The 25,130-nt window shown below is 33.5% G+C and carries 25 protein-coding genes; 15 read left to right on the top strand and 10 right to left on the bottom strand.

Annotated features, from left to right (window positions below):
- The first annotated feature begins 192 nt into the window (after positions 1 to 192).
- Entirely contained in the window at positions 193 to 1,050 is an 858-nt protein-coding gene (locus tag SYNTR_RS08980; RefSeq protein ID WP_156204198.1) for a ParA family protein, read from the top strand.
- The gene (locus SYNTR_RS08975) at positions 1,037 to 1,426 is read left to right on the top strand and encodes a hypothetical protein (RefSeq protein WP_156204197.1); all 390 of its coding nucleotides are present in this window, start codon (positions 1,037 to 1,039) and stop codon (positions 1,424 to 1,426) included. Before SYNTR_RS08980 ends, SYNTR_RS08975 begins: the two co-directional genes overlap by 14 nt.
- A gap of 492 nt (positions 1,427 to 1,918) precedes the next feature.
- Here the strand turns inward: SYNTR_RS08975 and SYNTR_RS08970 are convergent, their stop codons facing one another.
- The 4 genes from SYNTR_RS08970 to SYNTR_RS08955 form a co-directional block, all read right to left on the bottom strand.
- Positions 1,919 to 4,093 (bottom strand): HD domain-containing phosphohydrolase, encoded by a 2,175-nt coding sequence (locus SYNTR_RS08970; RefSeq protein ID WP_156204196.1) that lies wholly within the window; start codon positions 4,091 to 4,093, stop codon positions 1,919 to 1,921.
- Between the two features lie 200 nt (positions 4,094 to 4,293).
- Positions 4,294 to 5,601 (bottom strand): TRAP transporter large permease, encoded by a 1,308-nt coding sequence (locus SYNTR_RS08965; RefSeq protein WP_156204195.1) that lies wholly within the window; start codon positions 5,599 to 5,601, stop codon positions 4,294 to 4,296.
- Positions 5,598 to 6,149: a TRAP transporter small permease gene (locus SYNTR_RS08960; protein WP_156204194.1), complete on the bottom strand. Its 552-nt coding sequence runs from the start codon at positions 6,147 to 6,149 to the stop codon at positions 5,598 to 5,600. Before SYNTR_RS08960 ends, SYNTR_RS08965 begins: the two co-directional genes overlap by 4 nt.
- Before the next feature lie 36 nt (positions 6,150 to 6,185).
- Complete coding sequence (locus tag SYNTR_RS08955) at positions 6,186 to 7,217, bottom strand: TRAP transporter substrate-binding protein (protein WP_156204193.1); 1,032 nt, start codon at positions 7,215 to 7,217, stop codon at positions 6,186 to 6,188.
- Between the two features lie 711 nt (positions 7,218 to 7,928).
- On the opposite strand from SYNTR_RS08955, the gene SYNTR_RS08950 reads away from it, so the two are divergent.
- The 5 genes from SYNTR_RS08950 to SYNTR_RS08930 all read left to right on the top strand — a co-directional run bounded on the left by SYNTR_RS08950 (position 7,929) and on the right by SYNTR_RS08930 (position 12,075).
- On the top strand, positions 7,929 to 9,521 hold the full coding sequence (locus SYNTR_RS08950) for a BCCT family transporter (RefSeq protein WP_156204192.1): 1,593 nt from the start codon (positions 7,929 to 7,931) through the stop codon (positions 9,519 to 9,521).
- Between the two features lie 290 nt (positions 9,522 to 9,811).
- Positions 9,812 to 10,843: a DUF2804 domain-containing protein gene (locus tag SYNTR_RS08945; protein WP_156204191.1), complete on the top strand. Its 1,032-nt coding sequence runs from the start codon at positions 9,812 to 9,814 to the stop codon at positions 10,841 to 10,843.
- A 116-nt stretch (positions 10,844 to 10,959) separates the two neighbouring features.
- Positions 10,960 to 11,430, top strand: coding sequence for a hypothetical protein (locus SYNTR_RS08940; RefSeq protein WP_156204190.1), 471 nt, complete (start codon positions 10,960 to 10,962; stop codon positions 11,428 to 11,430).
- Between the two features lie 69 nt (positions 11,431 to 11,499).
- A complete protein-coding gene (locus SYNTR_RS08935; RefSeq protein ID WP_156204189.1) occupies positions 11,500 to 11,868 on the top strand; it encodes a DUF8042 domain-containing protein in 369 nt (122 codons plus the stop codon).
- A gap of 12 nt (positions 11,869 to 11,880) precedes the next feature.
- Positions 11,881 to 12,075 (top strand): YjfB family protein, encoded by a 195-nt coding sequence (locus SYNTR_RS08930; RefSeq protein WP_156204188.1) that lies wholly within the window; start codon positions 11,881 to 11,883, stop codon positions 12,073 to 12,075.
- Between the two features lie 397 nt (positions 12,076 to 12,472).
- On the opposite strand, the gene SYNTR_RS08925 is transcribed toward SYNTR_RS08930, so the two are convergent.
- Positions 12,473 to 13,237 (bottom strand): SIR2 family NAD-dependent protein deacylase, encoded by a 765-nt coding sequence (locus SYNTR_RS08925; protein WP_156204187.1) that lies wholly within the window; start codon positions 13,235 to 13,237, stop codon positions 12,473 to 12,475.
- Positions 13,238 to 13,431: 194 nt separating this feature from the next.
- Positions 13,432 to 13,923 (bottom strand): hypothetical protein, encoded by a 492-nt coding sequence (locus tag SYNTR_RS08920; protein WP_197079086.1) that lies wholly within the window; start codon positions 13,921 to 13,923, stop codon positions 13,432 to 13,434.
- 148 nt (positions 13,924 to 14,071) lie between these two features.
- Between SYNTR_RS08920 and SYNTR_RS08915 the strand changes: the two genes are divergently transcribed.
- The 7 genes from SYNTR_RS08915 to secA all read left to right on the top strand — a co-directional run bounded on the left by SYNTR_RS08915 (position 14,072) and on the right by secA (position 20,019).
- Positions 14,072 to 14,434: a flagellar protein FlaG gene (locus SYNTR_RS08915; protein WP_156204186.1), complete on the top strand. Its 363-nt coding sequence runs from the start codon at positions 14,072 to 14,074 to the stop codon at positions 14,432 to 14,434.
- 156 nt (positions 14,435 to 14,590) lie between these two features.
- Positions 14,591 to 15,016, top strand: a complete 426-nt coding sequence (gene fliS / locus SYNTR_RS08910) for a flagellar export chaperone FliS (RefSeq protein ID WP_156204185.1) — start codon at positions 14,591 to 14,593, stop codon at positions 15,014 to 15,016.
- A gap of 6 nt (positions 15,017 to 15,022) precedes the next feature.
- A complete protein-coding gene (locus SYNTR_RS08905) occupies positions 15,023 to 15,505 on the top strand; it encodes a hypothetical protein (protein WP_156204184.1) in 483 nt (160 codons plus the stop codon).
- A gap of 9 nt (positions 15,506 to 15,514) precedes the next feature.
- On the top strand, positions 15,515 to 16,012 hold the full coding sequence (locus SYNTR_RS08900) for a hypothetical protein (protein ID WP_156204183.1): 498 nt from the start codon (positions 15,515 to 15,517) through the stop codon (positions 16,010 to 16,012).
- A 145-nt stretch (positions 16,013 to 16,157) separates the two neighbouring features.
- A complete protein-coding gene (locus SYNTR_RS08895) occupies positions 16,158 to 16,454 on the top strand; it encodes a zinc-ribbon domain containing protein (protein ID WP_156204182.1) in 297 nt (98 codons plus the stop codon).
- Between the two features lie 418 nt (positions 16,455 to 16,872).
- A complete protein-coding gene (hpf, locus tag SYNTR_RS08890) occupies positions 16,873 to 17,418 on the top strand; it encodes a ribosome hibernation-promoting factor, HPF/YfiA family (protein WP_156204181.1) in 546 nt (181 codons plus the stop codon).
- A gap of 93 nt (positions 17,419 to 17,511) precedes the next feature.
- Entirely contained in the window at positions 17,512 to 20,019 is a 2,508-nt protein-coding gene (gene secA / locus SYNTR_RS08885; protein ID WP_420885501.1) for a preprotein translocase subunit SecA, read from the top strand.
- Between the two features lie 98 nt (positions 20,020 to 20,117).
- Here the strand turns inward: secA and SYNTR_RS08880 are convergent, their stop codons facing one another.
- From SYNTR_RS08880 to SYNTR_RS08865, 4 genes are all read right to left on the bottom strand, one after another.
- Entirely contained in the window at positions 20,118 to 20,867 is a 750-nt protein-coding gene (locus SYNTR_RS08880) for a phosphate ABC transporter ATP-binding protein (RefSeq protein WP_197079085.1), read from the bottom strand.
- A gap of 3 nt (positions 20,868 to 20,870) precedes the next feature.
- The gene (gene pstA / locus SYNTR_RS08875) at positions 20,871 to 21,713 is read right to left on the bottom strand and encodes a phosphate ABC transporter permease PstA (protein ID WP_156204180.1); all 843 of its coding nucleotides are present in this window, start codon (positions 21,711 to 21,713) and stop codon (positions 20,871 to 20,873) included.
- Positions 21,710 to 22,600: a phosphate ABC transporter permease subunit PstC gene (gene pstC / locus SYNTR_RS08870; protein ID WP_156204179.1), complete on the bottom strand. Its 891-nt coding sequence runs from the start codon at positions 22,598 to 22,600 to the stop codon at positions 21,710 to 21,712. The genes pstA and pstC overlap by 4 nt, the downstream gene beginning before the upstream one ends.
- 72 nt (positions 22,601 to 22,672) lie before the next feature.
- Positions 22,673 to 23,551, bottom strand: a complete 879-nt coding sequence (locus SYNTR_RS08865) for a phosphate ABC transporter substrate-binding protein (RefSeq protein ID WP_156204178.1) — start codon at positions 23,549 to 23,551, stop codon at positions 22,673 to 22,675.
- A 293-nt stretch (positions 23,552 to 23,844) separates the two neighbouring features.
- Here SYNTR_RS08865 and prfB point away from each other — a divergent pair.
- Positions 23,845 to 24,943 (top strand): peptide chain release factor 2 gene (gene prfB, locus SYNTR_RS08860; RefSeq protein WP_243140174.1). Its coding sequence is split into 2 segments (ribosomal slippage): positions 23,845 to 23,913 and positions 23,915 to 24,943, totalling 1,098 coding nucleotides; the frame shifts between segments, so codons are not numbered across the junction.
- The last annotated feature ends 187 nt before the right edge of the window (positions 24,944 to 25,130 follow it).

Raw genomic sequence — 25,130 nt, 5'->3', positions numbered from 1 at the left:
AAGAGGATTATGAGCAGCATTTTAGCGAAAAGCTTAAATGTTGCTTTTTTACTGGAGTTATTCGACATAGCTAAAGCCTTTTGCAGATAAATTGTGCAGAGTGCTGTTTTTATTATTAATCTTATGAGGCAGGTTATTTGTATTTAATTAGCGTATTATTATTAAACTATAATTTCTAGAAAGAGTGATTTTATGGCTAAAGTCATTAGCCTTATAAATTTAAAGGGTGGTGTAGGAAAGACTACACTTACTGTTGCATTGGCTGAGTTTATGGCTGCTGTCTATGGACTGAAGGTGTTAGTTATAGATATTGATCCACAAACAAATTCCACTGTTGCATTAATAGACGAACATGAGTGGAAAAGGCGAAATGTTCGGGGGCAAACGTTATTAAGTGTATTTAAAGATAGTGTTAATAAATACCCTGTTTTTTCAGCTGATGAGGCTATTATAAAGGATGTATCTAATGTTGGTGGAGGGATAAAAGGATTAGATTTACTTCCATCAAGTATTGATTTAATAGAGTTTCAAGATGAGGTTTTATATAAAGGTAAAGGGGTTACACAGGATTCTGTTATGCAATTAAGGAATGCAATAGCAGATAGAATTAATGAATACGATATGGTTATGATTGATTGCCCACCTGATTTAGGTTTGTTTACTCAAAATGGATTACTTATTAGTGATTATTATTTAATACCTGTTGTTCCTGATATACTTTCTACTTATGGGATACCCCAGATAGTTCAGCGTATTAATCGCTTTAAGAAGAACACGGCTAGTAAGATTAGTCCTTTGGGATTAGTAGTTAGTAAATATAGGGCTCAGGCATCTGTGCATAAAGGGCAATTACATAGATTAAAGTCAAGTGCAGTAAAGTTAGGTTATCAGAGAGTTTTCTCAACAATAATACCCGAAAATAATCAGTCAGCTGCAGCCATGGATTATTCAGCATCCTACCAGAACCTACAAGAGAAATATAGTTATAATCGACCTTATCAAGAGTATAGGCAGTTAACTGAGGAGGTTTTAAAGTATGTCAAAAGATAATATGGGAAAACAAATGGCGGATTTTTTAAGGCTTTTAGCTAATGAGATAGAGAATAATCAAGCTATGGCAAAACGACTGTCAGCACCATTTGAAGAGATGATACAAGTCTCCTCTAAGCCAGCTGTTAAATCAAAAAAAGAGAAGGTGAGAGTACCAGAAGGATTTGATCCTTTTAAAGTTTATTATGATAAAGGTGCTATAGGATTACATTCAGAATTAATTGAGTTTGATGCTCAAACATTAAAAGCTATTTTAACGTATTTTTCATTAGATCCATCTCGTAGTTATACCCGTTGGCGCAAACAAGAGAGGTTAATCAGTTTAATAATTGAAAAAGTTAAATCTTCAAGTAATAAAGGACAAGCCTTTTCATAATATGAGATCAAGGTAAAACAGGGGACGGTCTTTGTTCTATCCTTAGATAGAACAAAGAACCGTCCCCTGTTTTATACTGGCCAAAATTTGGTTATTATGGTATAATGAAAATTGTCTTATGGATTTAACTTAAATTTAGGTTATAGATAGTTAGACAAAATCATAATAAAAGATAGGTACTATAAGCTTCAAAATTTTATTTCACATGGTTAAAGAAAGTAATTTTAACAACTTTGAATACTTACATGTAAGGTGTTTATAAATAAAAACATTATTAAAATTTTTTTGAAAGTAGGTGACCGTCAAAAGAAAGCAGGTGTATAAATGTTAGATAAAAAATTATGGGATGATTATATGAAAATATCTTATAAAATCCTTAAAAATAAAACTAAAAAACGTAAGCTATAAGAAAAGTAAAAAAAAAACAGGGGATGGTTGTTTGTTCTATCTTAGATAAAATAAACAACCATCCCCTGTTTTACGTTACGAGTTCTATTTCAAAAATGCTTCTACAATATAAGGGTCAAATTGAGTTCCGGCGTTTGCAGAAAGCTCTTCTAAGGCTTGGTGTTTTGTCATTGCTTTTCTATAGGGTGTATCATTTGTCATTACATCATAGGCATCGGCTACTGCTATTATACGGGATAGTAGAGGGATTTCTTCACCTTTTAAGCCTCTGGGATAACCTAGCCCATCCCATCTTTCATGGTGGCTTAGTATTTCTTCTGCTATATGGCTCATCTCTGGAGCCATGCTTGCAATTTTATAGCCGTTTTCGACGTGTTTTTTTATTTGTTCAGATTCTTTTTCAGTTAGTTTTTCTGGCTTATTTAATATACTCTCGGGTATTGTTATGTTTCCAATATCATGCATAGTAGCTAATAGTTTTAATTTTTCTATTTGTTCTTTATGTAGGTTGAGTTTTTTAGCTATTTGTACACTTAATTTAGCTATCCTATCACAGTGCTCTTTAGATTCTATATTTTTGTTATTTAAAAATTCGAGCAGTGTTTGGATTATATTTTCTCTTGTCTTTTTACTTTCATAAAGCTTGTTTTTATACATTTTTTCTTCACTAAGTGCTAAAATTTGTTGGATATTTTCGTTTTCGTAGGTTTTTGTAGCTGCACCAATGGATATACCTAATTTTATTCCTTTTATCTGCTTATTGTCGAATTCGGCTTGTATTCTATCAATGATTTTTTCTGCGGCTTTTTGTGATGTGTTAGATAACAATATAACAAATTCGTCTCCACCAACCCTTGCAACAATATCATCTTTACGAACCACTTTTTTAAATATATCTGCACCAAATTTTAATAGATCATCCCCAATAATATGCCCAAAGGTGTCATTTAATAGTTTTAAACCATTAAGGTCAGCAGTGATGATACTAATAGGGAGATTAGTTGCATTATCTATGTTTGGAAATTCTTTTTCAAAGTAAGATCGATTATATAAACCTGTTAGGTTATCATGATAGCTTAAGTGGCGAATTTGTTCTTCTGTTTTTTTGCGTTCACTAATATCTTCAAAAACTGCAGCTAATTGACCAGATTTGATTGAGAAAACATCCATTTTAAAGTGTCGGTTTAATAGTTTGCAATATGTTTCAATAGTGTATGGTATATTAGTTTTATCTACTTGCTCGTATTCTTTTAGATATGGAGCATTTTCTAGATTTAATAATTCGGTAATTTTTTTATTTATTGATTTGTTGTGTGATATTCCAGTTTGTTTTTCGAATGCAGAGTTGGCATCTATTATTTTATAATCAATTGCATTATTGTTTTCATCATATAGTAATTCATATATGATAACTCCGTCTTGCATATTTTCAAAAAGTGCTCTGAATTTTTCTTCACTTTTTTGCAGGTTTTGTTCTGCTTTTTTTCTATCATTGATATTACAAATGATTCCTCTTAATCCTACCACTTTCCCATTTTTCATTATATGCTTAGCTGATGTTCTTATCCAAACTGGGTTACCTATTTTAGTTACCATTCTATATTCGGTATAGTCTTGAACTCCCGTTACAACTCTTTGGAATTGAGCCATTCTTTCTTCTAAATCATCGTGGTACACAAAGTCAGTAAAGCGGTGTCCGATTATTTCTTCTGGTTTATATCCGGCTATATGTTCAATAATAGGACTAATATAAGTAACTCTAGCATTTAAATCAATTTCATAGATTATTTCATTTAGCTGTTCAACTAAGTTGCGATATTTTTCGTTACTCTTTTTTAGATCAGTTTCTAGTTGTTTTATTTCACTTATATCTCGTATGAATTCAATAGCTCCGATCAGCTCTTTATTTTCATTATATAGTGGGGTTGCTACAACCCATAAATGAGCTCCTTGTCCTGCGTTTAGGAACTCAGAATATGTTTCTGCTATTATTTTATTTTTTTCTATATTTAAATTGCGGTAGTAGGAATAAATATCTTCATTGTTTTTTATAAATACTTCAAGCAACCCTGGTCTAGGTTTGCCGTAGAAAGGGACAGCATATGAATAATTATCTTTATTTATTATTTCTTCTCTTTTAATTCCGGTCATTTCTTCCATAGCCTTATTCCATGCAATTACTTTACCATCTTTATCAATTGCAAAACTAGCATCAAAAAAGAAGTTAATGTTATCTGTTAAGTGTTTTTTAGAAATCATACGATTGCCTTTCCCCTTAAATTATTCCTAAATCTAACGTTCGCGACATAGTACATATTTCCTGCTGTCTATTTTAAAAAGGTGAAACAGGGGGCGGGGGCGTGAAACAGGGGACGGTTCTTTGTTCTATCATTAGATAGAACAAAGAACCGTCCCCTGTTTCACGCCCCCGCCCCCTGTTTCATCGCCCCCTGTTTTACCTATTGTAGCAAGTTAGGTAAAAAAGTTGCTAGCCCAGGAAAAGCTATTAATAATACAATACAAATTATAATAGCTATTAAAAATGGCCAAATACCCTTGAAAATAGTTTCTAGTTCAACATTAGCTGCAACACCTTTAATAATATAGACATTAATACCTACAGGTGGAGTGATGACTCCCATAGCTACTATTAACACTATAATCACTCCAAACCATATCGGATCATACCCTAAAGTAGTAACTACTATAGGGTAAAAAATAGGAGTAGTAAGCAGTATTAGTGCTAAGGCATCTATAAAACAACCTAAAATAAAATGTATTAATAAAATAAAGCCCATTATTAAAAAGACTGGTAGTAGTAATGAATCTATGAAATTTGCTAGTTCAGACGGTATTCTACTAATAGCAATAAAGCGTCCGAATATAATTGCACCAGCAATAATTAACATAATCATAGCAGTAGTTTTGGTAGTATCTAAAAGTGATTTTTTAATTTTTTCGAAATTGAGTTGTCTTTTTAATAAACCTAGAATAAAAATACCTGCTGCTCCAACTGCACCTGCTTCAGTCGGAGTAAACCAACCTACAAAAAGTCCCCCAATTGACAAAGAAAAAATAATTAATGCCTCGAATAAACCTCCAAATAGAGCTTGCAGTCGTTCTTTCCAACTAGCTTTTGGACCAGGTGGTGCTAATTCAGGATTTCTTAATGTAAGTATAAATATACTTGCAATATACAAAAGCATAAGAAGTATGCCGGGAATAATACCTGCTATAAATAACTTCCCAATATTTTGTTCAGTAGTCATACCATAAAGTATAAAAATAACACTAGGTGGTATTAAAACACCAAGAACTCCACCAGCAGCAATACTTGCAGTAGCTAAAGAAGAATCATAATTGTATTTTTTCATTTCTGGAAGGGCAATAGCACCCATAGTGGCTGCGGAGGCAGTATTAGAGCCGCAAATGGCACCAAATGCACCGCAGGCAAATTGAGTAGCAATAGCCAAACCACCAGGTAGATGCCCAACAAGTCTATATGCAAATAAGTACATCCTTGTACCTAATCCTGAATAATAAGCTAAAAAACCCATCCAAATAAACATAATAATAACACTTAAAGAATAGGAAGTGAATGTGTTATAAATCTCAGTAACTAACATTCTATAACCAGCGTCAAATGATGTTAGAATGCTAAATCCTATAAAACCAGTAAATGCCATAGCAAAAGCAATTGGTATTCTCAAGAAAATTAATACAAAGAACAGAAGAATGCCTAATATCCCTATAGTTAAATGACTCATTTGCTACTCCTTTTTGACACAGCAGGTAGTGATAAAGGAAAACTAGGCATGGCAAATGGCAATGAAAATGGGATTTTTATCAGACTACTAACTACTTTAATACCATATACGATAGAAAGAGTTGCAAATCCTATACCAATTATAAAAACAAAAGGAAATACAGGTATTTGAGCATTGGCAGTAATTATTCCGTTGGATTTCATACTCAAAGCAAAAATCATCATTTGGTAGCTTATAATAGACAAAAATATAAATGAAAATGAGTTAATAACTATATTTAAAACTCTTTGAAAATGATGTGATAACCGGTTCACAATATAGTCAATTGCTATATGGCCATTTTGTATAGCGCAGTAAGCGAGTGATAAAGCTATTGCAGTAGCTGTTAAATAACTTACTATTTCATATGTACCTAAGATGGGTTGGTTTATAGTTGAACGGAGAATAATATTTGCAACAACAACAACCATTATTATAAAAACACATACACCTGCAATTAAATCCATTCCTTTAGTAATTTTGGTAAAAAAATTTTCAAAAATAACCATTTTCTTCTCCCCTCTGGATATAATTATTTATACTGATTAATTATTATATTTATCAACTAAATCTTTAACTGTATTTAAAATATTCTTACCGTCCAAATCTAAGGCATTCATTTCATTTACGAAATCATCTTGTATTGTATTAACCTGAGATTTCCAGCGTTCTTTTTCCTCTTCGGTTAATGTAAAGGTTTTCATATTTTTTTCTTCTACTATCCACTCTAAAGCTTCTTCATTTTGTTTATCCCATAAGCCTGCTGCAACTTCATATAAATATTTTTCATTAATCTCTAACATTGTTTCTTGTAGTTCGTTATCTAGTGCTGCCCATGAATCTTTGTTCATAGTAATAAAGAAAACATTATTATATAGAAATGGTGTTTTTGTAACATACTGTGTTACATTTGCTTGATTCCATCCCTTTAACACCTCTATTGGTCCAAGATTACCTTTGACTACACCTCTAGATAAAGCTTCATAAGCACCTGCTTGTGACATAGGAATTGGATTTGCACCTAATTCAGTTAAAGTTTTAGCTGAAAGACCTGTTGCACGAATATCCATTCCCATTAAATCTTCAAGACTTCTAACAGGTTCTTTAGTATACAAATGTCCTGGTCCTGTAGTAAATAGCATTAATAGTTTGGTGTCTTGAACTTCTTGTGGATTAATTTTATTAATTCCTTCCCATGCAACTATACTTGCAACTTCTGAGCTTTCATAGGTTATGCCTGGTAGTTCAAATACTTCTGAAACTGGGAATCGCCCTCTTGTATAAGAAAAGCATGATAGACCAATATCAGCAAGTTTATGGTCAACTCCATCGTAAATTGCATCAGCCTGTAATAAAGTTTCTGCTGGATGAATATGAATTTTTATTCTTCCATCAGTTGTGGATTCAATTTCATCTGCCCAAGGTTCAAGTAGCTGTGTATGAACTGGATGAGTTGATGGGAAAAAATGTGCTAAATCAAGGTTATGATTTTCGTCCTCTGAATTAGTGCAGCCACTAATTGTAAAAATGATTAATGTAAGAAATACTAATAATGAAATACTAATTATTCTTTTCATAAAACAAACCCCCCTTAAAATAAAAAAAACTCCTTGCGGAGTTGATGGCGAAAATAATATGCACAAAATACACAAAAATGTATGCATAATAATGCACAGATAATATTCCTGCTTTTCTACCATTCTACTCCTTTTAACTTTTGAAACCACATTTGATTAACTACCAAACTTCTACCAAACTACCTACTTGCTTGCCTACAAGTATTTTACTACATGTTTATTATAAGTTAATTAAAAAAATACTTCAATATAAAATTTTTTATAAAACAGGGGGAGAGGCAGAGGCGGCAGGCGAAACAGGGGAGGGGGAGCTGGAACAGGGGACGGTTCTCTGTTCTATCACTAGATAGAACAGAGAACCGTCCCCTGTTCCACCCTGCTCAACCTTATCAGATTGGCAAGAAAAATAGCGCATTTTATAGTATATGCCAAGTGGCTAAGTTTAATTTACTTAATATACTAGTCTTCGATTATGAGCCTTAATTTGAGAGGGATAAAGAGTTTGATAGGTATAGTTATATCAAATAACATATAGTCATTTAATTATTTAAATATGCTAAAAGTGTCGGTTTTTCTCGGCCTTTGGTCATATATTTATCTTTGTTTTAATTATAAATATTGCTCTTATTTAATTTTGATTTAGAGGGGGCTTGGTATAAATTGACTATTTGGTAGTCCTAAATTATCAAAATTTAAAGGGGGTTGAAAAAGTTGGAACAAGAGCAAAAAGGTCTTACGTTATTTAGTGATGCGATTAAAACTCCTGTGTTTATTATCTCTATTATTTTAGCTGTAACATTTGTTGCCATAGGAATTATGTTGCCTGAAGCCTTTGAATCATTTATTGACGGTGCCTTTGATTGGATGGTTACTAATCTAGGCTGGGCATTCATTCTAGGAGGCAGTGCGTTTTTATTTTTAATTATATTTTTAATATTAAGTCCTCTCGGAGAAATAAAACTAGGACGAGATGATGAAGAACCGGCTTATTCGAATAAAGCGTGGTTTGCAATGCTATTTAGTGCTGGTATGGGAATTGGTTTACTATTCTGGGGTGTTTCAGAACCGATTAATCACTATATGTGGCCAGCTTATGGTGAAGCTAACACCGCAGAATCCTTACATATGGCTATGCAATATTCCTTTTTCCATTGGGGTTTACACCCTTGGGCTATTTATGCTGTTGTTGCGGGTGCATTAGCTTACTTTTCATACCGCAAAGGACTTCCAATGCTATTAAGCTCAACCTTAGAACCAATATTAGGTCGTGATGGTATAAATGGTGGCTGGGGCTATGCAGTAAATATAATAGGGGTTTTAGCCACACTATTTGGAATTTCAACCTCATTAGGTATGGGTGTTATGCAGATTGGTGGAGGAATGGAAACACTATTCGGCATACAAAACAATCCTGCACTATGGCTAACTATAATTGTTGTTGTTACAACCTTAGCCATTGTATCTACAACCACAGGTATTAACCGAGGCATTAAGTGGTTAAGTCAAATAAACATTACTATTGCGGGAACACTTATGCTATTGGTATTTGTGGTTGGACCAACTTTATTTATTGTTAACCTATTTACTCATTCTTTCGGTGAGTATTTACAAAACTTATTAAGTATGTCATTTGGCTTAGATGCAGCTGGAGCTGGAACTGAAGGTTGGTATGATGCTTGGACAATCTTTTATTGGGCATGGTGGATTGCATGGGCGCCATTTGTAGGAGCCTTTATCGCCAGAGTTTCTAGAGGAAGAACTATACGTAGTTTTGCTATAGGTGTAATGTTAGTACCAACAGTTATAAGCATGATTTGGTTTAGTGTATTCGGTGGTGCGGCATTATTCATGGAACACTTTGGAGCAGGTGGAATTGCCGATATAGTAGCAACTGATGAAGCGTTAGGGTTTTTTGCTATGCTAGCTAACTTCCCCTTATCAAGCTTACTAGTAGTTGTAGCTATGATATCTGTAGCAATATTCTTTGTAACTTCTTCTGACTCAGGAACCTATGTATTAGGTATGTTAACATCAGAAGGTAATCCTACACCTCCAATGGGATTACGCATTACTTGGGGTGTTTTAGAAGGAGCGTTTGCTGCTGTCTTGCTATTGGCGGGTGGACTAGCTGCATTGCAGACAGCGTCTCTCCTTGGAGGATTTCCCTTCATGATTATTATGCTTCTAATGATTTATTGTTTATTTAAGGCACTTTATGGGGAGCTTAAAGAAGGTTCACTACCAGTAGAGCGTGCTCGAGTGCAAGCTGCCTTAGATGATCTGCGTGAAGAACGCAAGCAATAAAAATGGTTCTACAAGTAGCAAGGTGTGATAAACATGTTTGCTCAGCTGACTCCAAAGTCTAAGTTTAGCTTTTGGCAGTGAAACCAAGCTTAATTTTTTAATTAAAGCGGGTCTGACTAAATTTATGTCAGACTCGCTTTTTTGCATCATTCTTTATAGCAGAGCTCTAGGGGATTACAGCTTTTATAATGTAGACATCATCTATTTTTTTGTTTATGCTAATTGTATTGTATTAAGATTTCGATATCTTAAATAAGGGGAATTACTGGTTTGCATTGGGAGGATTGAGGATGTTTTCGATTATCAATGAAAATGGTCGAGCTAATTATGGGATAATAGACAAATATCCTATTGACTTTAATTATCAGGATTATCGCTTACTAGACTTTTTTGATCGGGAAATAGAGGGTTTTAAAAAGAAGTGGAAGTTTCATAAGTTAAATTATTTAGGCTTGATTAGTGATAAATATATTTTAGGTCTAGCAATGACAGATTTAAGCTATTGTTATAACTGTTTTGTTTATCTTTATGATTTCAAAGAAGGCTTGCTATTTGACCATAAGGTATATGGTATGTTTAAAAAACAAAAACAATTCGATTTCCCGGCTAATCCTGATAAACATTCTATTGCTTATAGTAAAGGCAAAAATGGTATAGATATTAATAAAAATTTTTTAACTAGTGAGCTATTTGTAAATTGTAATTTAGGCAATCGTTTTTCTTTTGCGGGTCAGTTTTATTATGATTTTAATTTAAATCGCCCTTTAAGAGTATTATGTCCGGCAGGTCAAAATGGATGGAGCTTTACTGAAAAAGCTTCACTTATAAAACCCGATTTTATCAATGTTGAGTTAGATGATAAAGAACTAAAGTTTGATCTATCTAATACTACACTATTTTATAACTGGTCTGCTGGCTATTATAAAAGGGAAACCGAATGGTACTGGATAGGGTTCTCGGGTTATGATAAGGAAGAAAATTTATCAATAGGTGGAAATTTTGCTGCATTTACTAATGAAACCTATTATTCTGAGAATGTTTTATGGCTGGATGGTGAAAGGTATCGTTTTGGACGGGTGATTTTTGATTATGATCCTTTAAATCCTATGCATGAGTGGAAGGCTTTTAATGAAAATGGCATTATATCTTTAACTTTCACCCCATATGATGAGATGAAGGAAATGAAAAAAACTCGGTTTTTAAAAACGTTTTTCCGGCAGTTTCCGGGCGAGTTTTCCGGATACTTTCAAAAGCCTAAGGGAGAAAAGGTGCATTTTTCAGGAATAAAGGGGTTTGGTGAAACTAAGCGTACGCGCTGGTAAGTCAAGATAAATAAAAGATTCTATATTTTTTGGTTTTACTCATGTAATTTGCGGGTGTGATATACTTTATTTAAGGGTAGTAAAATGGGTATAAATAATTATAAGGATGGATTTATATGACTACCATAATACTTATGTCTGCTGGTGTTGGACTTTTAGTAGCTGGTACAATTATGTTTATGATGGCTAAGGTTAATGCACATACTAGCATTAAGCAGAATGGAAAAAAAGAAGTCAAGCAAGATGATGATAATAATCAGAATCAGCTCAGGCTAAATTCGCACCTAGAAGATGAACCCCTTGATGATAAAAGAGAACCGTCACAGGAAGAGCCTGATGTTGCTATTGATAAAAAGATAATACTAGTAATAAAAATATTGATGTCTTTTATAATAATAATTGGTATAGCAGGGACAGTTTATTTTTTACTTGATAAAGAATATGGATTTGCATTTTTATTAAGTTTATTAGCTATAACAGTTTTAGGACTATTATTTAGTATGTTAGGATTAATTAAATCATTTAATAAATTAGCTAAACAATTTGGAGAAAGCATCAAAAACGATGATACATACTATAGGAGATAATTAATTTTATAGAAAAATAAGAACTATCTATTTAGAATATTTTTACAAGGTGTGTGAGGTATATTTATTATGGAAAAGTATTATGAAGTAATAGTAAGAATCTTAGAATTATTAGAAACCATGGACAGTGGTTTAGAGCAAGTAAAACTAAAGACTGAAGAAGGAAAATTTGAAGAAACCCTTATGATGTTTAATGATCTTGTTGTAGGATATTCTTCCATAGAAAGTGCAATGCAACCTATGCTAGAAAAACTTCCAGAGAACAATTTGGAAAATAAAAGCCAAAAAATGCGTGATTCAGTTGACCAAATGGTAGCAACCTATGAGAATAAGGAACCTGCAAAGGGTTTAGAACTTATGAAGTCAAGTTTATTACCTGCATTTCAGGAATGGAAAAAGGAGATTGAGAAAACTATAAAGCCATATATTTTGTCATAAAGGAGTGGGATAATGGATGTAGCGGCTTTATCTATATCGCTAAATGAGTCAAAACTTAAGCAGTCTGCTAGTGTTTCTGTATTAAAAATGGCTATGGATACTGCTACTCAAAATTGTGAAATGTTGACTGAGCTTATGGATAATGTAAAGGCTATGGAGCAATCAGTACACCCACATATTGGTGGTAAGATTGATGTTCGAGGATAGAGGATAATAAAAAGCGGTGTTTAGCACCGCTTCTTCATTGCATTTATGCAACACAATATTTCCCTTTATTTTCTTTGTTTAACAGCAAATTAAGTGTGCTTAATTTACAAAAATGCAACAAGGCGTTGCGACTTTGCACCAACATTAAAGTGTTATTATAGCTAAAATGCCTATTGACTGCGGTTTTTTATAAATGCATATTTGGCATATTATTTGCATATTTATTATGTTGGAAGTAAAACTTATCACAGATCTCCAAAAAATCTATTATTCAGTTATTCCCCCTGTTTTAGGAGACTTCTCCGGGGCGAACAGAAGTACACTCTCTGTTCGCTCTTTTTTTGTAATAAGTACGAAAGGACTCTGATGCAAAAAGCTGCTTTGTTATAAGTTAATTTTAAAATGAATCTATTCCTAATTGATTACAAATTTCAGTTAATATTTCACTAGTAGTAGTGCCAGTGGTGTCTAGCTTTACCTGAGCTGAGTGATCTAATGCAGTTGATCCTCTGTTTATTATCACTAAGTCTTGAGTAAGGATACAAAAATGATTGACAAAGCCTGCTAATGGATAAACAGTTAATGATGATCCTATAACTATTAGTAATTGAGCTGACATTATAGAATCAGCTGCATCCATATAGCTATATATATTTTCGCCAAATAAAATTACATCAGGTTTTAGAATAGAGCCACATTCAGAGCACTTAGGTACTTGTTCAACACTATCTAAAAAGTACTGCTTATCATATAATTTGCCACACCTTCTACCCAGGCATTTGAATCTTTCAGCATTTCCATGTATAGGAATTACATTTTTACTTCCTGCTTTTTGGTGAAGGTTATCAATGTTTTGTGTTACAATATTTTTCACATATCCATGTTGCTCTAAATCCGCTAAAGCATAACGAGCATCAGAAGGAGCTACTTCTGGGTAGTTGAAATGTTCACGATAGAAGGAATAAAATTTATCTGGGAAATTACGAAAATAATCAATATTAATTATCTCCATTACTTGGTCTTCGCCTAATTGACGGTATATCCCATTTTCCCCTCTGAAATCGGGTATGCCTGCTTCGGTACTGATACCAGCACCGGTTACTACCACAGTGTTATTCGAGTTTTTCATGAGGTCTATTATTCGTTGTAAATCACTATTCATAAAAAATCAACCTCCTGCTTTTTATTGAAAAACAAAGCCATAATATTATAATGTTAACATTTTATTATTATGCCTGTCACCTTCTTAACAAGACAATAGGGTATTTTAAAACTACTGATTCTGCTGCAAAAAGTAACTACAAAAAACATGTTTGCTCAGCCGATTCTAAGTTTAGTTTTTCGCAGTGAAACCAACTACTTGGCTTTGGATTTTTGTGATCGTTTTTGTAAGAAAAAGAAGGTATAAACTATTATAAGTAAAAACCAGTTAACTCCCCACATGTATATTGAATAGAACCCATCAACAGTAAAGTCACTTATAGGATATAAAAATGGAGTAGGAAAATAGTCATGACTATGAGATGGGATATCCATAAGTATATGTAATATCCATGCTAATGAAGCATAGCCTATAGGTGGAACTAGTTTAAAAAGGATAAATACTATTATTCCTGCGATTATTAGGCTATGAGTTATATCGTACATGGTAAATAGCCACGGTGGATAGTCACCGATAGCAGGTCTACCATAGGCTAAATCACCAGATAATAAACGATAGATTGCATAGGGGCCAAATGTAAGGATATCAGGCATTACCCCAAAACCAAAGGCCCACCAATAGTTTTTTCTCCATCCAAATAAAGCCCCACCCCAAAGACCATGAGAAATTACATCGAAAAAGATCACCTCCTAAGGAGATTTAAATTAACTATATATTTTATTTTTTCATTAAAGTTGTAAAAATATCCAGTAATGTTTTTTGAGTTTAGATTATTAAAGATATGTTTATAAAATTACGATAATAAATACAAATAAAATATTAGGGGGAAAGGGAATGCGTGTTGAAGGGCAAGGGAAGGCCTTTGATAATCCTATTAAAAAGGAAGTTAAGATGAATAACAAATCTGAAAACAAATCAATAGCTGATAAAACAAAAGATAGCACAAGTAAGTTAGAACCTACATTAGATAATTTGACTAAAGCTACGGATAAACTTAATAAAGCATTTAAGATTTCTGATTATAATATTAAGTTTAATGTACATGAAGAAAGTGAGCGTATTCATGTAAAAATGATTGATTCTATGACAGAAGAGATAATAAGAGAAATTCCACCAGAAAAGCTACTTGATTTTGCGGCACATATACAGGAAATACTAGATGATGCAGTAGGCTTTTTGGTAGATGAAATTGTGTAGCTACATAATATAATACTAATAGTCTTTTTTTATCTCATTATAGTCCTAGCAAATTAACCCAAAAAGTCCTAAGAAGTGCTAAACTTTTTATATAATTATACGATATAATATGTATACACATAATCAACTCTTTAGAACTAAGGAGGAATAGCGACTATGAATGCTAGTCTTCAAGCATATAATACTTATAAAAAAGCAAAGGTCGAGACAGTTGCTCCTGGAAAATTATTGCTTATGCTTTATGATGGTGCGGTGAAAAATATAATTAATGCTCAAAAAGAGATTGAAGATAAAGATTATAATAAAGCTCATCAATCGATTATTAAAACTCAAGATATAATAGTAGAATTAATGTCTACATTAAATATGGATTATGAGATATCAAATAACTTATTTAGTCTTTATGAATATATGCGTAATCAGTTAGTAGAAGCTAATATAAACAAGGATGTCAAGCCATTAGAAGAGGTTAAGGGGTTGCTGTCTGAGCTTAGGGGGGCTTGGCAGGAAGCAATAAATGCAACCAATAGTGCATCTGCTTCAAATAATGCCCAGCCTTCTAATCTGAGTATAAAGGGATAATTAATCATGGATATTTTAGAAATTACTAATGTCCAAAAAAATGAAATAGAGCTCTATAATCAATTATGTGATTTGACTATGGAGCTCTATAAATTATTAAAAGAAGAAAAACAAAAAGATAATCTTGATGAAAAGTTAAGTGAAAAAATAACTAAGATCCTAGCTGATCGTCAGGAAGTAATTAGAAAGATTGAAAAATCACGGGATTATTTACAAGAAAAATATGATATTTCAAGTTTTGCTGATAGCAAATTGAAGGACAACTCTTCTGCTGATTTATATGATGAAATAATAGCTAATAATAATGCTATAAAAGATATTATGATGGATATAAAGGTTGTAGATGAAAAGGCTAATGCACTGATGCAGGAAATATTCTTAAAATTAAAAGACAAACTTACAAATGTGAGAGAAAACAAAAAAGCACATAAAGCTTATACTTATGAAAATCTCTCAACAGATGGATGGTTTTTTGATCAAAAAAAATAAATTTAAGGAATGAATGGTTTGGGTGCAAAAAGTAATCAACAAATAAAAGATATGGTTAACAAGTGTATAGAAAACTTTAGAAATCAGCAAAACTTATATGCTAAGATGCTTTATTATGCTAAAATGCAGCTTGAACAAACAGAAGCTACGGATGTTAAGGAAGTAGAAGCATTATTGCTAAAGCGTACTGAATGTCTAGATGAGATTATTGTTTTAAATCAGCATAATAAAATTTTACAGGATGAAATAGTTGATGAGCTTAACATGTCAAGCTTTATTCTTAGTCAGTTACATGAAAAGCTAGATAGTAATCAGTATGAAGAATTAAAAAATATTATAGCGCAAACTGGAGATATTTTAAGAGAGATAAGTATTGTTGATAAGGAAAATGAAAAATTTATTAGAAGTGGTTTAGGTACAGGTGCATCAAATGCCCCCAAAGCTAGTAATAAACAGGCAAAAAGTGCCTATAATAAATCAATGAATCAAAATAAAGAAAAGAACTAATAAGTTTCACCTTTTCGTAGTGAAATTAAGAAAAGCAGGGATAATTTTGGTTGTTCCTTGCTATTTTTCATTTAAGGGTATATAATAAACTTAGAGTGCCGGTAAGTACCGGCAAAAAAACTACTAAAGTGAGGGATTTTTTTAGATGTTCGAAGACAAAACATTAATTTGCCAAGACTGTGGAGAAGAGTTTACTTTTACTGAAGGTGAACAAGAATTTTATCATGAAAAAGGTTTCGAAAATGAACCTAAGCGTTGTAAGGATTGCAGATCCAATCGCCGTAACAACCGCGGTGGTGGCGGCAACAGAGCTCCTCGTGAAATGCATGATGCAGTTTGTGCTGAGTGTGGAGCCGAAACCCAAGTTCCTTTTAGACCTGTAGAAGGTAGACCTGTTTTCTGTTTGGACTGTTTCCAACAGCAAAGACAAGCATCGTATTAGGTTATAAGGAATATATATACCGGGCTTTTTAAGCCCGGTTTTATTTTTTTGGTGAAAAGTTATTACTGATTCTGCTGCAAAAAGTAACTACAACAAACTTAAGGCTGAGCAAACATGTTTATCTAAGTCCTTAAGTAGCAAGGCGTGGTGCACAGATCACGGCTAAGTATAAATAAAAAATCATTTTAGATAATAAGTGCTAAGCTAAAATGAAGGTAAAGACCGATGAGTGGCGTGATAAACATGTTTGCTCAGCTGATTCCATACTCTAAGTTTAGCTTTTTGCAGTGGAATCATTACTAAATTTTGTATAATATAATTACAATTTGATAAATTATAAATTAACTACTTTTTGGGTAGAAGGATTTAAAATATATAAAGTAGAATATAATAAATAATATCGGAAAGGAGTGGTTATATGAAATTAGATATCAGAGGAAAGAATATTGACCTCACAGACGCTTTGAAGGACTATACCACTAAAAGGCTTTCCAAATTAGAAAGATATATTGATGATGTAAAGGAGGCGCAGGTAGCTCTATCGGTAGAAGGGGAAGGACATAAGGTGGAAGTAACTATCCCTCTTAATGGTGTAATTCTTCGTGGAGAAGAAGCCACAGATGATATGTATTCTTCTATAGATAAGGTTATTGATAAGCTCGAAAAACAAATTGAAAAACACAAGACGAAGCTTTACAAAAGACATCGAGGAGTAGGGCTTAAACAAGGAATCCAAGAAGAAATTCAAAAAGAGTTAAACAAAGAAGACAAAACAGAAAAGTTTAAAGTTGTAAGAACCAAGCGATTTGCCATGAAACCAATGGATGAAGAGGAAGCTATAATGCAGATGAACCTATTAGGACATAGTTTCTTTGTATTTTTCAATGCCGAAACAGAAGAGGTAAATGTTGTATATAAAAGAGTTGACGGTAATTATGGTTTAATTGAACCAAATTTTGATTAGTTGAACACTTCTTACAAAAAATGATAAAATAAAAAAAGTAGAAAAAACTAGAGGGGCCTATAGGTTCCTCTTTTTTTGGAGAGAGGTTAGGCTATGTCAAAAAGAAATATGATAAGAAATTTTTTGCAAAATTTATTAGATGATAATGAAAAACAAGTTAATAGACTTAGGAAAAGGGTAGATGAAATAAATGCTCTTGAATCTAAGTTTGAGTCTTTAAAGGATGAAGACTTTCCTAAAAAAACGGAAGAGTTTCGCCAAAGGATAGATGAAGGTGAAAACCTAGATGACATTTTACCAGAGGCTTTTGCAATAGTAAGGGAAGCATCTAAAAGAACTCTTGAAATGCGCCATTTTGATGTACAGCTAATAGGGGGAATGGTGCTTAATAGTGGTAGGATTGCTGAAATGAAAACCGGTGAAGGTAAAACCTTAGTTGCTACACTACCAGCATACCTTAATGCACTAACAGGCGAAGGGGTTCACATAGTAACTGTTAATGATTATTTAGCTCAAAGGGACGCGGACTGGATGCGTCCAGTGTATGAGTTTTGTGGACTAACTGTTGGAGCATTAGTGCATGGGCTTGATAACACTACTAGAAGAGAAATTTATAATTGTGATATTACCTATGCTACTAATAATGAACTAGGTTTTGATTATCTGCGTGATAATATGGTCATAAATCCTGAGAATAGGGTTCAGAGAAATCTGAATTATGCCATTATAGATGAGGTTGATTCTATCTTAATAGATGAAGCTAGAACACCTTTAATTATATCTGGTGAAGGAGATAAACCTACAACTCTTTATTATCAAATAGCCAAATTTATGCCCCGATTAGAAATGGAAGAAGATTTTATAATGGATGAAAAAACTAATGTGGTAACACTTACTGAAGAAGGGGTAAAAAAGGCGGAAGAATTTTTTGATGTAGAAAATTTATCGGAAAATATGGAGTTAGCCCACCACATAAACCAAGGGTTAAAGGCTCACTTTTTAATGAGAAAAGACCGAGATTATGTGGTTAAAGAAGAGCAGATTGTAATAGTAGATGAGTTTACAGGTCGCCTTATGTTTGGTAGAAGATATAGTGATGGTTTGCACCAGGCTATTGAGGCTAAAGAAGGGGTTAAAATTGAAAAAGAATCCCAAACCCTAGCTACTATTACCTTCCAGAATTTTTTTAGAATGTATGATAAACTATCCGGCATGACTGGTACAGCCAAAACTGAGGAAGAAGAGTTCACTAATATTTACAGTATGACAGTTTTAGCAATACCAACCCATAGGCCTATGGTTAGGAAGGATAAGTCTGACTATATTTATAGATCTGTAAAGGGTAAATTTAATGCAGTAATAGAGGATATAGAAGAAAGATCTAAAAAAGGTCAACCAGTTCTTGTTGGTACTATATCTATAGAGAACTCGGAATTATTAAGTCAGATGTTAACTAAAAAAGGTATTAAGCATGAGGTGCTAAATGCTAAGCATCATGAAAAAGAAGCACAGATAATAGCTGATGCTGGACAGCCTAAGGCAGTAACCATTGCTACTAACATGGCTGGTAGAGGTACAGATATTGTTTTAGGTGAAGGAGTAGAAGAATTAGGTGGACTATATGTACTAGGAACTGAAAGACATGAATCTAGACGTATAGATAACCAGCTTAGAGGACGTTCTGGTCGTCAGGGAGATCCAGGGGAATCACGATTTTATGTATCATTAGAAGATGATTTAATGCGTTTGTTTGGCTCATCTAATATAGAAGGTGTAATGGATAAACTAGGTATGGATGATGATATGCCAATTGAAAACAATATGATTTCAAGAGCCATAGAAAATGCCCAGAAAAAAGTTGAGAGTCGCAACTTTAGTATTCGTAAGATGGTTTTAGAGTATGATGATGTTATAAATCAACAGCGTGAAGTAATTTATGGCGAGCGCAATAAGGTGCTTTATGGTGATGATTTAAAGGATACTATAAAAGAAATGATAGAGGACGTTATTAACCAAGTGGTTGATAATTTTGCTGGGGAGGAAAGATATGCTGATGAGTGGGACTTAGACGGACTTCTTACTTATGTAGAGCAGCATGTTCTTCCTGTTGTTGACTTTACTAAAGAAGATATTTTGGGATTGAATCAAACAGAAGTAAAGAACCTTTTGAAGGAAAAAACCTATGCTTTATATGAAGCGCGCGAGGAAGAACTCGGGCAAGAAGCCATGAAAGAAATAGAAAAAGCTATAATGCTAAGAATGATAGATAATAAATGGATGGATCATATTGATGCGATGGACCAATTGCGTGGAGGTATTTCGCTAAGAGCCTATGCTCAAAGAGATCCATTAGTTGAATATAAATATGAAGCATTTGAAGCATTTCAAGATATGATTTACAGTTTAAAAGAGGATGTAGTACGCTTTATCCTCAGAGTTAAAGTAGTAGAACAACAACAAGAGCGCAAAACATTTGAAAACCAAGGTGAAGGTGCTACCGAAAATAAACCAGTTAAAAAAGGTCCTAAAATAGGCCGCAATGACCCCTGCCCTTGTGAAAGTGGTAAGAAATATAAAAAATGCTGTGGGCGAAATGAGTAGAATATAAAAATTTAAATATGATTCTGCTGCAAAAAGTAACTATAACAAACTTAAGGCTGAGCAAACATGTTTGCTCAGCCAATTACTATTTAAAATTACTATCCTACTAAACCAGAAAAGAATTTTTTGGTTTCAGCCTCATGTGGGCTAGTAAACATCGCTTCAGTTTTATTTTTTTCAACTATCTTTCCATCAAGCATAAAAACAGTTTCATTTGCTACCCTACGGGCCTGAAATAAATTATGAGTTACAATAACTATGGGAAGATTATTAGAAAGCTCAATAATTAGTTGTTCTATCAGATGGGTTGAATTAGGGTCTAGACTAGAACAAGGTTCATCTAATAACAAAACTTTAGGATTTACAGCTAAAGCACGTGCAATAGATAAGCGTTGCTTCTGGCCTCCAGATAAATGGGAAGCTGGCTTATTAAGATTGTCTTTTACTTCATCCCATAATGCTGCTTGTATTAAACAGGATTCTAATATTTCGTTTAGCTTCTTTTTATTTCTTTCTTCATAATAACGCGGACCAAATAGGACATTTTCTTTAATTGATAAAGGTAAAGCTATGGGAGTTTGATAAACCAATCCAATTTTTCTGCGTACTTTTTCAACATTAGTTGAACTATAAATATTTTCTCCCGCAACTAATATTTCTCCTTTGCATTTAAAGGTAGTTCCAATCTCGGCTGTTCGGTTTAGGCTTCTTAAAAGAGTTGTTTTCCCACAACCAGATGGACCAACAATAGCAGTAATGGCATTATTGTCAAACTCAAGGCAGACATCTTTTAATACATGGTGATGTCCATACCAGCTGTTCCAATCTTTAATTTCGATAGCTTTCACTTTTTATTCCCTCAGCTTTCTTTGGTAGGAGTTTAAAAACATTGCTAAAGCATTAATAATTAACAGAATAATAACTAATAGTAAAGCAGTTGCAAAAGCATTATCCATAGATATACTTTCACTAAATAATATATATAAATGATATGGCAGAGCCATTACTGGTTCAAATAAGCTACCTGGAACTGGGGCAGAAACAGCAGCTGCTGTTACCATAATGGGAGCTGTTGCACCAGCGGCATACCCCATTGCTAATAAAATTCCACTTAGAATTCCCGGCCATGCTTGAGGAATTATAATTCGAAATAGTAGATATGCAGATGAAACCCCCATTGCCAAACCTACCAAACGATATTCAATATTTACAGCTAACAGAGCATCACGGGTGCTTACTACTATAACTGGAATTATCATTATTCCTAATGCAATACCACCAGCAAACAAAGACATTCCCCAACCCATTTGTACAACAAATAGAGCATATACAAAAAGACCTATTATAATTGAGGGGACCCCTGCCATAGATTGAATTAATATTTCAATATTATCACGTAGGCGAGAAGGTTTACTATACTCAGTTAAATATATTGCGGTTATAATTCCGGGAATAGATGATGTAATTAGAGCAATAATAACTAAATATATAGTTCCCATTATAGCTGGGTATACTCCGCCTTCTGACCCCACAGGTGAACCAGCAGGAGTCATTCTAATAAAGTCTAGGGTTAAGCTAGAGCCACCTCTAATAAATAGATAGGCAAGCATACCTGCTAAAACAGCAAGTAATAGTAAACCTGATGCCCAGAATGCTAATATTAATAATCGGTCTAAACTTTTTCTTACTCTCAAGAGTTATTCACCTGACTCATATTATTTTTAATCATACGATTAATAAGTATATTTACTAAAGTAACAAATGTTATTAAAACTAAGCCTGCTGCAAACAATGCTTGATAGTGCATAGTGCCCGGTGCGCTACTCCCTAGTTCTAAAGCAATTAGAGCAGGTAAAGGCTCTCCCATGCTAAACCAAGATGAAGGAAATTTAAGTACATTTCCTGCTAGCATTAAAACAGCCATGGTTTCACCAGCTGCACGACCAAATGCTAAAACAACAGAGCCTAACATGCCCTTTTTAGCCATAGGTAATAGAATCTTAATAGTTGTATAAGGTTTTGATACTCCTAATGCCCTACCTGCAAGTCGATATTCATCAGGAACAGATCTTATAGCTGCTTCTGAAATACCTACAATATATGGTATTACCATTATAGCTAGTACTAGGGAAGCACAAAAAAGCGATTCACCGCTAGCTAAATCAAAGGCATTTTCAAAAAACCTTACCAAAATTGCTGCCCCTAAAAAGCCATAAACTACGGAGGGTATACCTGTTAGAATATTTAATACTGGGCGCAATATGTTTGCAATCCAATTAGGGGCAAATTCCGCTAGAAAAATAGCACAGCTAAAGCCAAGTGGTACAGCAATAAGTAGTGCACCAAAGGCTACCCATAAAGTACCGACAACCATTGAAGCAATTCCAAAACTAGGTGGGTCAGAGACTGGACTCCAAACAGTGCCAGTTATAAAAGAAATTGGGCCAACTATTTGCCATATTGGCAAGCTTTCACGAAATATATATACTAGTACACCGACTAATATTAAGCTTGATAATAATGCAATTATAGTAGAGGTTATTTTGAATGATTTATCAAAAAAACGTTTATTCAGTAGCATTTATCCCCACACTCTTTACAAAAATAAGTGGAGAGAGTATATCATTATACTCTCTACCACATTTAACACTGGTTAATTAGATGGTATATATCCTAAATCTGTTATAACTTCATGTGCACTTTCAGTTTGCAAATAATCTATGAAAGCTTGTTGCTTAGCACTTGGTTCAGATTTAGTTACTAATAATAAAGGACGACCTATTGTGTATAATCCATCATTAATGTTTTCAATAGTAGGAGCAACTCCATCAACACTTAATGCTGTTATTTCATCTGGATTTTGATTTACTAAGCCTGAAGAAACATAAGCAATAGTATTTTCATTTTCTTTTACTTTAGATGCCAGAGCAGGCATTGAACCTATTTGTAATGCTTCATCAGATATAGGAGTTCCATGCATAATAGCATCATCAAAAATCTGGCTAGCTCCTCCACCTAAATCCCTTACTCCTAAAATTATATTGGTATCTGGTAAATTTGAATCTAATTCATTCCAGGTTTTAATTTCTCCAGCAAATATGCTTCTGATTTCTTCTTTAGTTAAATCAGGCTTTACATCAACAATGGGGTTATTTGGATTAACAGCTATTGTTAATACATCTGCACCTATTTGTACAACATTACCATCAGCTAAGCCTTCTTCTTCTTCCTCTCTTAAATCTCTAGCAACCATTCCAATATCAAAAGTACTGTCTAAAGTCGAACTAATACCAAAGCCTGAGCCACCAGTATGAACTAAAACAGAGATTGGTTCTTCTGGAAAGCTAGGATCAACATTATTCCAAGTAACAAATTCTTCCTTAAAATTTTCCGCACATTCAGTAACAATAGGTGCTAATGTACTAGAACCACCAGCATCAATAGTGGTTGCTCTGTCAGATCCACATCCTATTAATAATGTAGATGCAAGAAATGTAATAATGAGTAGGACTACAAAACTTTTTTTCTTCATTTTTCCTCTCCCCTTTAAGACAAAATTTTTGTTAGTTTACAATAGTGGAGTGTTATAAGTCAAATAACTTTAAGTTATAATAAAAAGAGTAAAAAATAAAAAGCTGGGATTAAGTCTTGTGAATTTGCTATTTATTAGTGTTTAATTAAGAGTAAGCACAATAATAGAAAAATTAGTATGAAAAAATGTTATGGTTGTTTGCATATAAAAACTTGCCATTTTCAAAAAATATATGCTATGTTTCTTGTGTGATAGAATATTTAGTAACTTTTAAGATTTTGGAGGATGAGGCTATGCTTGAAGAACCTAAGGGAATCATTTCCCAAATAATTGAAACCTTGAAAGAAATGAGGGTGTCTCTTTGACATCGAAACACGAAAACAGGAAATAGAGAAAAACGAACAGCTAACATTTAAAGAAGACTTTTGGAATGATACTCAACAAGCGCAAAAGGTTTTAAAAAGGATAAGTGAACTGAAAGAAATTGTTAATAAATATGAGGGCCTATGGGATGAGGCTAATTATATAAAAGACATGCTGGAAATGTCTGAGTTTGAGGAAGAAAGGGAGATTTATAAAGAAACAGTAAAAGATTTAGAAAACTTTTATAAGAGGTTCCGTGATTTTGAGCTAATAATGCTTTTTTCAGGCCAACATGATAAAGCAGATGCAATTGTATCCTTACATGCTGGTGCCGGTGGAACTGAAGCTCAGGATTGGGTGGAAATGCTTTTACGTATGTATACTAGATGGGCTGAACGTTCTGGCTATGATGTAGAAATATTAGACTATCTTGCCGGGGATGAGGCAGGTACTAAAAGTGTTACCTTCTTAGTAAAAGGAATGTATGCTTATGGTAAGCTAAAATGTGAAGAAGGAGTACATAGGTTAATACGAATTTCTCCATTTGACTCATCTGGTAGAAGACATACTTCTTTTGCGTCAGTAGCAGTATTGCCTGAAATCAGTGAAGAAGTTGAAGTAAAAATTAATCCTGATGAAATACGAGTAGATACTTATCGTTCTGGCGGAGCAGGTGGTCAACACGTTAATAAAACTGATTCTGCAGTTAGAATAACCCATATTCCAACCGGTATAGTTGTTCAATGTCAAAACGAACGTTCCCAACATTCTAATCGCCTCAGTGCAATGAAGATTTTAAGTGCTAAACTATATGAACTAAAACAACAGGAATTAGAGGATAATCTCCAGAAATTTAAGGGAGAATATAAAGAAATAGCATGGGGAAGTCAAATCAGAACCTATACCCTACACCCGTTTACACTAATAAAAGATCATAGAAACAATGTCGAAATAGGCAATGCCCAAGCTGTTCTAGATGGAGATATAGACGAATTTATAAATGCTCAACTTATGAGTAGGAATTCTTAATTTTAATTTTTAATTTTTAATTTTTAATTAAGGTTAAGAAACTGCCGTTTCTTTTATTATATTTTATTTGTCGGTGCTTTGCACCGACTTCAGGCTTACTTATAGCTGGCACAATTTTTTCTGTTGTTAAAATAAAAAATCATTTTAGATAATAAGTGCTAAGCTAAAATGAAGGTAAAGACCGATG

Origin of the sequence: Candidatus Syntrophocurvum alkaliphilum, from assembly GCF_009734445.1 — a bacterium.
Lineage (GTDB): Bacteria > Bacillota > Syntrophomonadia > Syntrophomonadales > Syntrophomonadaceae > Syntrophocurvum > Syntrophocurvum alkaliphilum.
This window is presented reverse-complemented; position numbering and strand designations above follow the sequence as displayed.

What these genes read in the sequence shown, in the direction of transcription:
- hpf (WP_156204181.1), top strand. Translation starts at nt 16,873, where the DNA reads ATGAAATTAGATATCAGAGGAAAGAATATTGACCTCACAGACGCTTTG.
- SYNTR_RS08980 (WP_156204198.1), top strand. Translation starts at nt 193, where the DNA reads ATGGCTAAAGTCATTAGCCTTATAAATTTAAAGGGTGGTGTAGGAAAG.
- SYNTR_RS08960 (WP_156204194.1), bottom strand. Translation starts at nt 6,149, where the DNA reads ATGGTTATTTTTGAAAATTTTTTTACCAAAATTACTAAAGGAATGGAT.
- SYNTR_RS08905 (WP_156204184.1), top strand. Translation starts at nt 15,023, where the DNA reads ATGGATATTTTAGAAATTACTAATGTCCAAAAAAATGAAATAGAGCTC.
- SYNTR_RS08940 (WP_156204190.1), top strand. Translation starts at nt 10,960, where the DNA reads ATGACTACCATAATACTTATGTCTGCTGGTGTTGGACTTTTAGTAGCT.
- SYNTR_RS08915 (WP_156204186.1), top strand. Translation starts at nt 14,072, where the DNA reads ATGCGTGTTGAAGGGCAAGGGAAGGCCTTTGATAATCCTATTAAAAAG.
- SYNTR_RS08965 (WP_156204195.1), bottom strand. Translation starts at nt 5,601, where the DNA reads ATGAGTCATTTAACTATAGGGATATTAGGCATTCTTCTGTTCTTTGTA.
- SYNTR_RS08945 (WP_156204191.1), top strand. Translation starts at nt 9,812, where the DNA reads ATGTTTTCGATTATCAATGAAAATGGTCGAGCTAATTATGGGATAATA.
- SYNTR_RS08930 (WP_156204188.1), top strand. Translation starts at nt 11,881, where the DNA reads ATGGATGTAGCGGCTTTATCTATATCGCTAAATGAGTCAAAACTTAAG.
- SYNTR_RS08975 (WP_156204197.1), top strand. Translation starts at nt 1,037, where the DNA reads ATGTCAAAAGATAATATGGGAAAACAAATGGCGGATTTTTTAAGGCTT.
- SYNTR_RS08925 (WP_156204187.1), bottom strand. Translation starts at nt 13,237, where the DNA reads ATGAATAGTGATTTACAACGAATAATAGACCTCATGAAAAACTCGAAT.
- SYNTR_RS08865 (WP_156204178.1), bottom strand. Translation starts at nt 23,551, where the DNA reads ATGAAGAAAAAAAGTTTTGTAGTCCTACTCATTATTACATTTCTTGCA.
- SYNTR_RS08935 (WP_156204189.1), top strand. Translation starts at nt 11,500, where the DNA reads ATGGAAAAGTATTATGAAGTAATAGTAAGAATCTTAGAATTATTAGAA.
- secA (WP_420885501.1), top strand. Translation starts at nt 17,512, where the DNA reads ATGTCAAAAAGAAATATGATAAGAAATTTTTTGCAAAATTTATTAGAT.
- fliS (WP_156204185.1), top strand. Translation starts at nt 14,591, where the DNA reads ATGAATGCTAGTCTTCAAGCATATAATACTTATAAAAAAGCAAAGGTC.
- SYNTR_RS08895 (WP_156204182.1), top strand. Translation starts at nt 16,158, where the DNA reads ATGTTCGAAGACAAAACATTAATTTGCCAAGACTGTGGAGAAGAGTTT.
- SYNTR_RS08955 (WP_156204193.1), bottom strand. Translation starts at nt 7,217, where the DNA reads ATGAAAAGAATAATTAGTATTTCATTATTAGTATTTCTTACATTAATC.
- pstC (WP_156204179.1), bottom strand. Translation starts at nt 22,600, where the DNA reads ATGCTACTGAATAAACGTTTTTTTGATAAATCATTCAAAATAACCTCT.
- SYNTR_RS08900 (WP_156204183.1), top strand. Translation starts at nt 15,515, where the DNA reads ATGAATGGTTTGGGTGCAAAAAGTAATCAACAAATAAAAGATATGGTT.
- SYNTR_RS08970 (WP_156204196.1), bottom strand. Translation starts at nt 4,093, where the DNA reads ATGATTTCTAAAAAACACTTAACAGATAACATTAACTTCTTTTTTGAT.